The 13,392-nt window shown below is 69.7% G+C and carries 7 protein-coding genes and 2 pseudogenes; 6 read left to right on the top strand and 3 right to left on the bottom strand.

Features of this window, described 5'->3' with window-relative positions; genetic code table 11:
* Positions 1 to 47: 47 nt before the first annotated feature.
* From FEF34_RS35515 to FEF34_RS44515, 6 genes and pseudogenes are all read left to right on the top strand, one after another.
* Positions 48 to 728 (top strand): SMI1/KNR4 family protein, encoded by a 681-nt coding sequence (locus FEF34_RS35515; RefSeq protein WP_138051842.1) that lies wholly within the window; start codon positions 48 to 50, stop codon positions 726 to 728.
* Positions 729 to 916: 188 nt separating this feature from the next.
* On the top strand, positions 917 to 2,155 hold the full coding sequence (locus FEF34_RS35510; protein WP_138051843.1) for an IS701 family transposase: 1,239 nt from the start codon (positions 917 to 919) through the stop codon (positions 2,153 to 2,155).
* 152 nt (positions 2,156 to 2,307) lie between these two features.
* Positions 2,308 to 2,775 (top strand): hypothetical protein, encoded by a 468-nt coding sequence (locus tag FEF34_RS35505; RefSeq protein WP_138056827.1) that lies wholly within the window; start codon positions 2,308 to 2,310, stop codon positions 2,773 to 2,775.
* Between the two features lie 460 nt (positions 2,776 to 3,235).
* A complete protein-coding gene (locus FEF34_RS42170; protein ID WP_199800720.1) occupies positions 3,236 to 3,487 on the top strand; it encodes a transposase in 252 nt (83 codons plus the stop codon).
* 96 nt (positions 3,488 to 3,583) lie between these two features.
* Positions 3,584 to 4,684, top strand: coding sequence for an ISAs1 family transposase (locus tag FEF34_RS35495; RefSeq protein ID WP_234042684.1), 1,101 nt, complete (start codon positions 3,584 to 3,586; stop codon positions 4,682 to 4,684).
* 380 nt (positions 4,685 to 5,064) lie between these two features.
* Positions 5,065 to 5,145: pseudogene (locus FEF34_RS44515) on the top strand (transposase); the annotation flags it as partial.
* Between the two features lie 719 nt (positions 5,146 to 5,864).
* Here FEF34_RS44515 and FEF34_RS35480 read toward each other — a convergent pair.
* The 3 genes and pseudogenes from FEF34_RS35480 to FEF34_RS35470 form a co-directional block, all read right to left on the bottom strand.
* Positions 5,865 to 6,318: pseudogene (locus FEF34_RS35480) on the bottom strand (transposase); the annotation flags it as partial.
* A 21-nt stretch (positions 6,319 to 6,339) separates the two neighbouring features.
* Positions 6,340 to 11,244, bottom strand: coding sequence for a DNA repair ATPase (locus tag FEF34_RS35475; protein WP_138056825.1), 4,905 nt, complete (start codon positions 11,242 to 11,244; stop codon positions 6,340 to 6,342).
* Between the two features lie 93 nt (positions 11,245 to 11,337).
* The gene (locus FEF34_RS35470; protein ID WP_138056824.1) at positions 11,338 to 13,383 is read right to left on the bottom strand and encodes an SPFH domain-containing protein; all 2,046 of its coding nucleotides are present in this window, start codon (positions 13,381 to 13,383) and stop codon (positions 11,338 to 11,340) included.
* Positions 13,384 to 13,392: the final 9 nt, after the last annotated feature.

Genomic DNA, 13,392 nt, shown 5'->3' with positions numbered 1-13,392 from the left:
AGTGGGCCCGCGCCCCAGGTGTCGATGGCTGCACGTACGGTCTGCGCATGACTGATCAGTGGTGGGTGGGCGTGCGTCAGCGGCTCGAGGCGGCGGGTGCAGGGCCTTCCGGCAGCAGGGTGTTTGGGGCATTGGGGCACAGGTGGATCGTGGAGGACCCGCTTACCCAGGGTGAGCTTGCCGAACTCGAGGCTCAGACGGACGTGCGGCTGCCGGAGGAGTACCGGACATTCCTGCTCCACGTCGGTGCGGGTGGCGCCGGCCCCGCGTACGGCCTGTTCCCAGTTCGGCGCGTGCAAGGCCGCTGGCGTTGGGAAGGCGACGGCGCGGACCTGGCCGACCTGACGAGACTTGCCGCGCCGTTTCCCGACCAGGGCCCGGACCCGAAACTGCTCGACGACCTTCTTGCCCAACGCCCCGAGGAAGAGGACTTCGACGACATCGAGGACTTCGACGACGCCATCGAGGCTTGGGACGAGCGGTGGGAGGCCATCATGTTCGCCCCGGAGCGCACCGCCGGCGCCATCGTGATCTCCCACCTGGGCTGCGCCCAGAGAGAATGGCTGATCATCAACGGCAGCCACCGTGGCACGATCTGGTCCGATTGCCGGGTGGACGACGTCGACCTCGCCCCGCTGCTCGACGACGACGGTACGCCGGTGACGTTCGCCCGCTGGTACACCGACTGGCTGGAGAAAGCCGAGCGCACAGCCCTGTCGGCACCGTAGGCCCATCGGCCTGTGCTGTTGAGCGTTACGGTGAAACGGGCTAAGCAGGGCCCTCAGCCAAGGTGGGCCGGTGTGGAGACGGGTGCGGCCACCGTTGATCATCGTGACTTGTGTGGAGTAACGATGAGACGGTGGCCGCAGGTCACAGCATAGATCCCGTCCGTTGGCGGGATGCGTTCGAGGTGGCCATGGGCCGGATCGCGGGCCGGTTCGTCCGGGTCGAACCACGGCAACGGGCCGGGCGGTTGGTGCTGGGCCTGCTGGCGGACCTGCCGCGCAAGAACTGCTGGACGATCGCGGAGTGGGCCGGGGAGGCCAGCCCGCACGGCATGCAGCATCTGCTGTGCCGAGCCGTTTGGGATGCCGACGGCATCCGTGACGACGTGCGCGAATACGTCGTCGAGCACCTCTATGACGAGGCTGCGGTCCTGGTTGTCGACGAGACCGGCGACGTGAAGAAGGGCACCCACACGGTCGGGGTCCAGCGCCAGTACACCGGCACCGCCGGCCGGATCGAGAACTCCCAGGTCGCGGTCTACCTCGTCTACGCCGGGACGCGCGGGCACGCGGCGGTCGACCGCGAGCTGTACATCCCGCGCTCCTGGACGTCCGACCCGGACCGCTGCCGGGCAGCCGGACTCGGCCAGGACACCGTCTTCGCGACCAAGCCGGAACTGGCCCGCACGATGATCGAACGGTTCCTGGACGCCGGACACCACGTCGGCTGGGTCACCGGGGACGAGGTCTACGGCGGCAACCCAAGACTCCGTACGGCTCTGGAGGAACGCGGCATCGGCTATGTCCTCGCGGTGGCCTGCTCGGCCGAAGTGTCCACCGGCGCAGGCAAGTTCCGCGCCGATGCCCTGGCGGCGAAGGTGCCGAAGCGGGCCTGGCAGAAGCTTTCGGCCGGACACGGCGCGAAGGGGCAGCGATTCTACGACTGGGCCGTCATCGACCTCGCCGACGAAGCCCCGGGCCACCACCAGCTGCTGATCCGCCGCAACCGCAGCACCGGTGAACTCGCCTACTACCGCTGTCACTCCACCACGCCGGCATCCCTGGCCACCCTGGTCAAGGTCGCAGGTTCCAGATGGCGGGTGGAGGAGACCTTCCAAACAGAGAAGGGACTGGCCGGGCTGGATGAGCACCAGGTCCGCCGCTACCCCTCGTGGGCCCGCTGGGTCACCCTCGCGATGCTGGCCCACGCCTTCCTCGCCGTCGTCCGCGCCGACGAACACGCACACCGACCCACGCCGGACGACCTGATCCCGCTGTCCTGCAACGAGATCTGCCGCCTGTTCATCGCGCTCGTCGTCCGGCCCGTCCTCGACGCGGCCCACCGGCTTGCCTGGTCCGACTGGCGCCGCCGCCACCAGGCACGATCACGCACCAGTCACTACCGGCGGCAAGCCGCATCCCAGACATGAAGATCACGATCTACAGCTGGAGTACTAACGTCCACTGAATGGCCCAACGGTTGCGCTCCTGTGGTGGCAGCCCTCAGTTCTGCTACTGAGAATGGGGCCATCGTCCGGGATTCCTCGGGCAGCCACCAATCCAGAAGCGGAAGAGTCTGATCATGCGCAAGGCACAGTTGTCACGAATGGTCGTCGCGGCGGTTCTCGCTCTCGGGGGACTGGCTGCGGTGGGATCGCCGGCTCAGGCGGACGGGCACAACAAGACCGTGGTCCTGACGCTGACCCTGACAAACGAGAACCGTTACGGCAGCACCAGCGACAATACGCCCGGTAATTTCTTCGGTGCGACAGGAACCGTGGAAAAGGATGGCGAGTCGTACGGAAGCTTCGTCAACGCCTGCCAGGTTGAGTCTGCGACCCCCCGTAGACTGATGTGCATGGGGGGGTTCAGAACGCCCGACGGTCAGATCGGGTACAAGGCCATCACGGAAGTGAACTTCCAGACCTTCCCTGCTGAGGTGACCGGGGGCACTCAACGGTTCAGGAACGCTTCGGGCGACATGCAGTTCGGCCCGACCGTCAGCGGCGTACGCCAGGTCACCATCTACCTGAGCGGAGTCAAAGGCTAACCCTGGATATTCAGCGGAATTGGGTGATCTGACGTCCCGGTAGCAGAAAGGTGCCGCTGGCCTGCGGGGATGCGAGTGTTGAGGTCGTATCCGCTGCGAGAGTCAGGGCACCAATCTGGTGAGCGAGCCTACAGGGTGGGACCGGCGGTTGTCCGTGGTCGCCGACGGCAAGGGGCTGGTCGGGCATGCCGGGGCAGTGCTGCTGCGCCGGCTGGCCGTACGGGGCTCACGGCCGCGCTGGCGGGCGTGCTGCCCGCCGGGACGGGAGCCGGCTGGCGGGACCGTGCGGCCGTGGTCGTGCAGCTCGCCGTCGCGATCGTGCTGGGGGCGGCGAACCTGTCAGACGCCGAGCAGATACAGGCCCACCACCAGAACCTGTTCGGGCCGGTGGTATCGGACTCGACGACGCGGCGGACGCTGGCCGCGATGGACGGCGAGGATCGCGAAGGTGCGGGCTCGGGTGCGCCGGCACGTGTGGTCGCTGTTGCGCCTGCGGCCGGGCGGGTTCCCGTGGCTGACGGTCGCGGGGAAGTACCTGCACCACTGGATCGTGATCGACATGGACGCCACCATCATCACGGCCGCGTCGAAGAAGCAGGGCGCCTCGGCGACCTGGAAGAAGACCTACGGGTTTCATCCCCTGGCGGCACAGGGCTCCGTCAAGTTCCATGCTTGCGTGGAGGGTTGGCGACCAGCCGGTAGGGGCGGATAGCAAAGCAGGCACGGGGGTTCGTGATCATTGTGGTGTCTAAGCCAGATGATCACGAGGTGGCCCGTGCCTGCTGCTGCATCCTCTCCCATCCCTGCCGTGCTGGTGAAACTGGGTCCGCTGGACACCGGCCGGATCGCCGACCTGCGCCCCTACTTCGACTCGGTGCCCGACCCGCGCGCACGGCGGGGCCGGTGGTACTCACTCACAGCGTTCCTGCTGGTGTGTGCCTGCGCGGTCGTCTCGGGAGCAAGGAGCATCGATGAACTCGCCGAGTGGGGTCAGCGTGCTTCGAACGCACTCCTGACAGTGATCGGGATCCGCCGCCACCTGCTCAGATGGCGGCGCACTCCGGCGCCGGCCACGATCGGCCGTGTGCCGGGGGCTGTTGACGGTGACGCCCTGGACCGGGCGGTCGGCGCCTACCTGGCCGACCGGCACCGTGCCGCCATCGAACCCGCCCAGGCGCCGTCGCCCTCCGCGTCCGGGCCGTCGCGCGCGATCGCCGTCGACGGCAAAGCACTCAAGGGATCAGCCCGTCTTACCGCGACGCGCCGGCATCTGCTCTCCGCGGTCACCCACGGCACCGTTGTGACCCTCGCCCAGGTGGAGGTCGGCGCGAAGACGAACGAAACCACACACTTCCGGCCGCTGCTGGCGCCGCTGGACCTGACCGGCACCGTCGTCACCTTCGACGCCCTGCACTCGGTCAAGGCGAACATCTCCTGGCTGGTCGAGACCAAGAAGGCCCTGGCCCACTACATCGCCGTGATCAAGACCAACCAGCCCACCGCCCACGCCCAACTCGCTGCCCTGCCCTGGCAGTCCATCGCAGTCCAGCACACCGCGTCCGGGGCCGGACACGGACGCCGCGAGTCCCGCTCGATCAAGACCTGCGGGATCGCCGACGAACTCGGCGGAATCGCCTTTCCCCATGCCCCCTGGCCATCCGCGTCCACCGCCGCCGCAAGCAGACCGGCCGGCGCGAGACCCGCGAGAGCGTCTACGCCGTCACCAGCCTCGACGCCCACCAAGCCGGGCCCGCCGCCCTGGCCGCCGCGATCCGCGGACACTGGGGAGTGGAAGACTCCTCGCACCACATCAGGGACGTCACCTTCGCCGAGGACGCCTCCACCGTCCACGCCGGGAGCGCACCACGAGCCATGGCGACCCTCCGCAACCTCGCCATCGGCGTGCTGAAAACCCTCGGAGCCGACAACATCGCCAAGACCACCCGGGCGATCCGCGACGAGCCCCAACGAGCACTCCCCGTCCTGGGCATCACCAACGATCCAGACAGCTACGGAACTTGATCAAGCCCTGCTGGCGGCATGGTGCGCGAACACAGGCGAGTGCCTGGCCATGTGGCTGCGGACCGGAAGCGCCGGCTCGAACACGGTCGCCGACCACCTGCGAGTGCTCGGCCAGACGCTCGCGCAAATCCCCGGCGCCTCCACCGCCAAGATCCTGGTGCGCGTCGATGGCGCGGGGGCCACCCATGGCCTGCACGAGCACCTGCGGGATCTGAACACGATGCGCCGCACGGTCCGCTTCACCACCGGCTGGATGATCACCGACGAGGACGAGAAGGCCTGCCGGACGCGGTGGGGACCGTCTGGCCTCGCACGATTGTGCAGACCTGCGTGATCCACTGGGCTCGCAGAAGAACAACCTGCGGGCGGGTATCGCGCCGACCTGGGACGTCAAGCCCCTGAACCCACAAGTTAATTCTCTGCGAGCCCACTTGCTGCGCAACAGCTTCCACACGGAGTGCCGGCTCTCAGTTTTCATGCGCCACACCGAGGTCGTGACGCATAGCGGTTCGCATGGTTCGGAGCATGTCCCAGACCTCATACTGGGCCTGGGCCGCGGTCTCCGTCGTTTCGCCTGGTCCGGGGGCACCGCGTTCGAGGCGCTTGACCTGACCGTAGACCTTGTTCAGGGCTTTGTTGACGGCCCTCGCCTTCATGAGTACCTCTTCGGGGGCGATCATCTGTGCTTCGGAGTATCGATCGCGATGCGCGTTCTTAGCCTCGTCCAGTGCGTCCCTGTCGGCGTCCTCCGCGCCGCGTTCCCTTATGACGTGCAGGTGGCGATTGAGTGCGGTGGTGAACTGCCGGGCATCCCGGTTGAGTTCCACATAGCAGGTGCGTCGCAGTGAACGGTTCTCACGAATCTCTTCATGGTCACGAACGAGTTCTATTTCCCGGCGCTTTGCCCGCTCGGAACCGCGTTGGGTGAGGAGTGATCCTCCCAGGGTTCCTGCGACGCCTGCCACCGCGATGATCACTGAGCTGAGATCCACCGACGCACTCCGCGAACTTCTTCGGCCTCGTGCCCGCTGCACATGGCCCAGGCCGTCAAGTTTGCCGTTCCTCGCGACCTCCCGGATCTGTGCGGTGGTGACCGCGGCGACGTCGGCGCCGGGCTCCAGCCGGATCGCCTCCAGCACCGCGGTCCACAACGTCGGCCGGTCTCCAGAGCCGCAACGATCGAGTAGGGCCAGCCGGGGATCATCAGGTGCTTGTTGCCGCCGTACCGTAGGTGTGGCAGAAGCACCGGTCAGGAGCGGTGGCCGCGTCCGGCCGCGGCCACGGGGAGACATCGACCGCGAGGACCAGGCGGCCGTCGGCCGCCTTCGGCAGCGGCACCGCGACCAGGGCCCGGCGCAGCCGGTCCACGTCCAGGCGCCCCTGGTTCAGCCCGGCATACAGGGCCCCGTGCCCACGCCGGTACTCGGCCGCGAGCGCCCGCCCGACCAGCGTCTTCACCGGCCCATCCGCGCACGGCAACGCGTCGGTCAGCTCGAACAGCGCGTCGCTGCGGGCTGTCATCAACGCGTACACAGGTGTCGCTCAGGCCCGTCCGGTCTCGTGCGCGACGTTCCTCGCCGCGTGGCGGGCACGTGACGTCCCGGGCGCGGGGTGCGGGCCGGCCGCCCGGGCGATCGCCGACTCCACCGCGGCGACGCGGTCGGCCAGCAGGCCGAGGGCTTCGACGGCGCGGACGAGCGGGTCCGCCTGCGGTCCCCCCAGCGCCTGGCGCCGTACCCAGCCGGACGTGATCTCCGCCCAGCGGTCCTTCTGCTCCGGGTCGAGGGTGCCGCGCAGCTCTGCGAGCCTCAGCAGATTGGCCTCCGCGGAGGTCGTCAGGGTCTGGGCCTCCCCGGCGTAGTGGTCGTCGATGACCGCGGCGAGCTCGGCGTCGTTCATGAGGGGCACGATGCGCTGGGCGATCTTGTTCATGTTGCGGTAGGAGCCCTGCAGCCGGAACGGCGGTGCGGAACGGGTCTCATCGGTCTGGGCGGCCGACGCCTTGTACGCCTCGTTCACGGCGAGAACGGTCTCCCGTGCGGTCAGCAGATGCCGCAGGACGTCGAGGATCCGGTCGAGTTCGGCCGGCGGGCAGGGGTGGGACAGCCGGCTGCCACGGGCTGTGGGATCGTCACCGGCCAGCCGTACCAGCAGTTCCAGGTCCGCGCGGTCACGGGCGGCGAGCGGGGCGAGGACGGCGTTGGAGGTCAGCGCGTTCTCGATGAAGCTGAGCGCGAAGGCCTCCTCCTTGCCGGTCAGCACGTCTCCGAGGTTCCAGACGTCCGCCCGGTTGGCGAGCATGTCGGGGATCCGGAAGCGCTGCCCGGACTCGGTGTAGGGGTTGCCGGCCATACAGACGGCGAATCGCTTGCCGCGCAGGTCATGGCCGTTCAGCGTGCGGGTGGCGTCGCACAGCGGGATGAACTTCTGCAGCAGCTCGGCCGACGTGTGCTGGATGTCGTCGAGGTAGAGCAGGACGTTGTTGCCCGCGGACAGGGCGAATTCGATCTTCTCCACCTCGCGCCGGGCGGTGGCGTTCGGCGCGTCGGCCGGATCGAGGGATGTCGTCGTGGCGCCCAGGGCCGGACCGTCGACCTTGACCAGGAGCAGGCCCAGGCGGTCGGCGACGTACTCGATGAGCGTCGTCTTGCCGTAACCGGGCGGGGAGACGAGGAGCAGGAGTCCGTTGTTGTCGGTCCGTCTGTCGTCTCCGGCCGCGCCGAGCTGCTTGGCGAGGTTGTCCCCCAGGAGGGGGAGGTAGACGTCGTCCACCAGCCGGTTGCGTACGAAGGCGGACATGACCCGGGGCCGGTGGTCGTCCAGACGCAGCCGGGTGCGCTCCGCGGCCACGAGAGCGGCACGCTGCTTCTGGTACTCGCGGAAACCGGGCACCACGCGGTCGGCGAAGTCCGCGGTGCGGGCGAGGAACTCGTCCAGGCGGACCGGGAGTCCGCGCCGGGTGATCCGCGCGTGCGTGCCGAGCAGACCCGTGACGTCGCCGGTCAGCGGGGCGTCGACGTCGTGGCGCGGCAGGGCGGGGCAGAGTTCGATCGCCACGGCTTCGGCGAGGTCGCCCGGGTCGACTTCCGCATCGAGGGCACCGGCGTACGACACGAGCCAGCCCTCGACGAGTCGGTGCGCGGCGGAGGGGTCCCCGGCTGCGAGACGGGTGCGGACGTCCTCGTCGTACGGCGACGAACCGGCCGCGCGGCGGAAGGCGTCCAGGAGGGTACGAGCCGACGCGCTGGTGACGAAGGACTCCCCGGTGGCGAGTTCCTCGACCAGGTACGCCGCTGCCCGCGTCCCGCAGTGCGCCCGCAGGCCCGGTGCTCCGGCTGCGAAAGCGCCCATCGCGTCCGCCAGTTCATCCCGCAGGGCGTCCAGCGCCGGGGTCGCGCCGAAGACCTCCCGCGCCCGTACGAGCGACGCTGCCTGGCGGAGCCAAGCCTCACGTGCCGACGGTGTCGTTCCGTACGTCCAGAACGTCTGGGCCGCGGCACGGTCTGCGGCCGGATGACGCAGCAGACCCGCTCCATCGTGCAGCTTCAGCACGACCGCCAGGATCGCGGCCGCGTCGTGGTCGTGGATGCCGCGCTCGTAGCCCTCGTCGTAGGCGGCTTCGGCCGCCCGGCGGGTGAGTGCGGCCAGGTCGGATCCGGCGAGCCTGCCCGGGCCGTGCTCGGCCAGCAGCCTCGCGGCGAGGTGCTCCGCCCGGTAGACCTCGTCGTTCTCGGACGGGAGGACCTGGCCCCAGTACGGGCGGGTGTCCTGGAAGTCCGGGGCTGTGACGGGCGAGCGGTAGTCGGTACCGGTCAGGGCGAGGGCCATGCCCTCCCCGTGCGGGACGAGGGTGAGTTCGGGGGCCTGCCTGCTGACGGTGAAGCGGTGACGGCCCAGTCTGACGGTCGCGCCGTCGTCCGCGAACAGCTCGGTGCGGTCGCGCAGCGCCCGGCCCGCCTCCTGCCGCGCGGCCTTCAGCCGGCCTGCCAGCTCCTCCGCGCGCACGGGGTCACCGAGTTCGCGCAGTTGCTCGGTGGTGCGGCGCACCTTGGCCGCCAGGGGGTCGGAGGCGAAGTAGGCGTTGACGGCGTCCGGACCGTCGAGGGACGCGACCCGGCGCGAGATCGTCTCCAGGACTCGCGCCGCCGATTCCGCGAGCCGTTCCGCGCGCCGGGCGCGGGCGTCCTGGATCGTCTGCCTGCGTGCGGAGAACGCCTCGTAGAGCTCGGTCCGTTTGGCGGCGATGTCGTCGAGCAGGTCGTCGTGGTCGGCGAAGCGCGACTCCAGGTTCTCCACGTGGAGCAGGAGCCGGGAGAGCTGCTCGTCGCAGCCCTCCGGGGAGTCGGCGGCGGCCAGCGCGCCGGTGACCGACTGTCCGAGGAGGGCGAACTCGGCGGTGAACTCGGCCCGGCCCTCACGGTCGCGCAGCTCCCGGCAGCGGCCGGCCAGAGCCGCGCGGGCGCGGTTGACTCCGCCGAGGACCTCGGTGATCCGCTCCAGGATGGAGGTGCGCACGGTGGTGTCACCCACCTCGAGGCCCGCCACCACCTCCGTGAGGGATTGCAGTCCCAGGGCCCGCTCGTCCAGTTGTCCGGCGACGGGCCCGGCCTCGGCGGCCGTGGTGATGGCCTCGGCGTCGGCGCCGAGCTTCTCGATCTCCGCGCGGTAGCCGTCGAAGGAGTCCTCACGCTGGAGGAAGGTGACGGTCCGCCGGGCGACTGCGGCGATGTCGGCCTCGAGGTCCAGGGCAAGCGCCTCGATGCGCCCGGTTTCCGCGTACCGCATCTCCTTCAGTGTCAGCAGGTGCCCGTGGGCCTGGCGCAGTTCGGTGATGCGCGCGATCCACTCCTCGGCGCTCGCCGGCGCCTCGCCGCGGACGCGCCGCACCAGGCCGGCGATGTGCACGGCCGATTCGGCGAGCGCGTCGGCCGCGTGACGCCTCAGGTCCCGCACGGTCCTGAACTCGTCCAGCACCTGCTCGGCGGTGATCCGGATCTCGTCGAGCGGGGTCCGCAGATCCCCGGTCTCGGTGTCGCCCAGCCAGTGGTGGGTGTCGGCGGCCCGCGCGCAGGAGGCGACGAGGACGTCGTACATCTCGGCCGTGGGCGAAGCCTCGGTGGCCTGACGCGCGATGGCCACGCAGTCGGACAGACCGCGGACGAGGTCGGCGTTGCCGATCCTGGCGAGCGGTCCGGATCCGCCCGGGGTGGCGAGGGAGTCGGAGACGTACGGGCTCCGCCAGACCTGGACGAGGTGCGCCCGGGAGGGCTCGTCCGCGTCGGGTGTGCGCAGGACGACGAGCGTTCCGTCGTCAAGGAGGGCGTACCCCCGGCCGGTCAGGGGGTTGGCGACCTCCTTGCGGATCAGGTTGTAGGGGAGGAGCAGGCTCCCGCCCTCCGCGCGGGAGTGGAACGCGTACAGCACGTCCTCCCCGTTCGGTGAGCGCACGGCACGCTCGAAGGTCATGTCCTCCGCCGTGGCCACGTCGAACGTCTTGACGGCGCCCGTGGACAGGCAGTAACCGCCGGGGAAGACGATGCCCTGGTCGTCGGGCAGCCGGCGGCAGGACCGGCCGATGCCGTCGAGCCTGACCACCGACCTGGTGAGCGTGTTGAACACCAGATGGCGGTCGGCTTCCTCCTTGTAGGGGCGCACGCGCAGCAGGATCAGCGAGCCCACCCGCGCGTACGCGACGTCCGAGTCCGCGAGCGACTGCAGGGACTCGTCGACCGGCTCGCTGTGGATGCCCTCCCCGGACTCGGTGTCGTCCTCGGTCTTGACGGTGAGGCTGCCGCCGACCGTCGTGACGAAGATGTCGCCGCCGATCGAGATGTGCGGGTGCCGTCCCGGCACGTGGTCGTCGCGGGTGGTCTTCACCCATGTCACGTCATGTGCGGGCGGCGCGACGTTGTCGCGCTCACCGCGGGCGTCCAGGAACCGGGCCCGCCGGTCCGCAGTGAGCGCCCAGCGCAGGACCCGGACGTCCTCGGCCTTCTCCCCGGTCCGGAAGACGGCCAGCAGCGTGCCGTCGACCACGCGCAGCCGGTGCAGCCGGGCACCCTGGTAGTAGCGGCACAGGGCGGCGAACTCGCGTGCGAAGTCCGCGTCGTCGAGGAGGCCCGGAGCGGCACCCTCTTCCAACGGGGCCAGGTCGTGGTCGTACAGCGAGAAGACGTCGCCGACCGTGGTACGGGGCGTCAACGCCGCGGGCGTGTTGTGGCCGAGGAGGAGTCCGCCGCCGACCGCGACGAGGTCGCGGGCCACGCAGTGCGCTTCGGTACCGATGCGCTCGGTGCCGGTCAGGGTGAGCTCGTCCCCCCCGAACTCCGCGATGCGGGCCGAGTTGAGCGCCTCGGCGCGCCGGGCGAGCTCCGTCGCCCGTGCACCGAGCCGGTCGCGCAGCACCTCGTACGTTCCGGCGTCCATGCCGCCCGAGCCCTCGTCCATCCCGTTCACCCTCCCTCGTACGTCTGGTTGAGGCTCCGGAGCCGCTGACCCCCGTCCGGCGGCTCCGGAGCCTCCGACCGCTTCTTCCAGCGGTCAGCTCTTCGCCGTGCCGTTCAGCGCCGTGAGCGGCGTGTCGGCGAGGCCGAGTTCACCGGCCCGCTCCAGCAGTTGGCTCAGCTGTGTTGCGGGCGCCCCGCCCGTCTTCATGAGCCGCATCAGCAGCGCGGACACGGTCAGGTTCTGCACGTCCGATGTCGAGACCGACCCCAGCACCTTCGCCAGGTCGTCGGTGAACGACGCGGATCCGTCCAGCCACGGTCCGGCCAGGGCCTGCGCGGTCTCGGAGTGGTGGACGAAGCCGTCGACGCCCTTGCCGAGGGAGATCGCCGACACCAGCCGGTCGAGGAAGACCGACTCACCGCCGACGATGTTGATGTCGGCGCTCTCCAGGCCGGTGGCGAGCACCGTGGCCTGGGCCTCGGCGACCTGCCGCTGGACGTCGAGCCCGGCGAGACGGATGTCCTTCTCCGCCTCCAGCCGCAGCCGGTACTCCTCGTGTGCGCGGGAGGCCTCGTCCAGTGCCGCCATCGCGGCGGCCTTCTCGGTCAGGCCGACGGCCTCGGCCTTGAGCTTCTCGCCGATGGCGGTGGCGTCGGCGAGCGCCTTCTCGCGGGCGCCCTCCGCCTCCGCCCGCAGCCGGGCGGCGGTGGCCTCGGCCTCGGCGCGGCCGGCCTTCTCGATCGCGTCGGCCTCCTTCTCCCGTACCTGCACGGCTGCCAGGCCCTCGGCGGCCGTCTCCGCCTGGATGCCCTCGGCGAGGCGGATCTTGGCGCGGGCGTCCATGTCGGCGGCCTTGTTGCGGGCCTCGGCGAGGGTGAGTTCCTCGGCCGCCCGGTGGACCGCGGCCTGCTCGGCGGCCTCGGCGGCCTTGATGTCCTTGACCAGCTTCTCCTGTGCCTCGGCCTCGGCCGCGATGACCACGGCCTGCCGGTTGCGCTCGGCCTCCTCCACCGCCCGGAGCCGCTTGATGGACTCCTCCTGCTCGGCGACCGTCCGGTCCACCGCGACGCGCTCGCGGATCACCTCGGCGATGTCGCGGCGCTCGGCCTCGACCTCCTTCTCGGCGGAGATCCGCGTCAGTTCGGTCTCCCGGTCCCGGGCGATGACCTCCAGCAGCCGGTCCTTCTCGATGCGCTCGTTCTCGACGGCCACGACGCGCTCACGGTTCATCTTGGCGACGGCGACCTCACGGGCCTGGTTCTCCCGCTGGACCCCGAGCTGCTCCTCGGTCTTCAGGAAGGCGCTCTGCGCCCGCAGTCGCTCCTCTTCGACGACCCGAGCGGTCTCGGCCTCCTCACGGGCCCGCACGGTCTCGATCTCGCGCTTCTGCTTGATCTCCGCGTCGGCCCGGCGGCGCTCGAGCTCCAGGATGGCTTCACGGGCGTCGACGTTCTGCCGCGTGATCTCCTTCTCCTCGTGCCGCTGGTACTCGTTGGTGCGGACGTGCTCGACGGCAGTCAGCTCGGTGATCTTCCGGATGCCCTGGGCGTCGAGGATGTTGGAGGCGTCCAGCTGCGCCAGCGGCGTCTGCTCCAGGTAGTCGATCGCCGCGTCCTCGAGGCTGTAGCCGTTCAGATCCGTCCCGATGACCTGGATGATGCGGTCCCGGAACTCGTCGCGCTTGGTGTAGAGGTCGGTGAAGTCGAGTTGCTTCCCGACCGTCTTGAGCGCCTCGGAGAACTTGGCGTTGAACAGGTCCTGGAGGGTCTCCTTGTCGCTGGCACGCGCCGTGCCGATGGCCTGGGCGACCTTGATGACGTCCTCGACGGTCTTGTTGACCCTGACGAAGAACGAGATCCGGATGTCGGCGCGGATGTTGTCCTTGCAGATGAGCCCGTCCCGGCCGGTCCGGGTGATGTCGATGGTCTTCACCGAGATGTCCATGACCTCGGCCCTGTGCAGCACCGGCAGGACGACCTGCCCGGTGAACGTGACATCCACCTTGCGCATCTTCGACACGATCAGTGCCTTGCCCTGCTCCACCTTGCGGAACAGCCGGCTGATCACGAAGAACATGGCGACGACGATGAGCAGGACAACGGCGATGAGCACGCCGATGCCCACGGTTATGGCATCCATGGGAAATCC

The organism is Streptomyces marianii (genome assembly GCF_005795905.1).
Taxonomy (GTDB): domain Bacteria; phylum Actinomycetota; class Actinomycetes; order Streptomycetales; family Streptomycetaceae; genus Streptomyces; species Streptomyces marianii.
The sequence above is the reverse complement of the archived record's forward strand: the minus strand, read 5'-3'. Positions and strand labels throughout refer to the sequence as shown.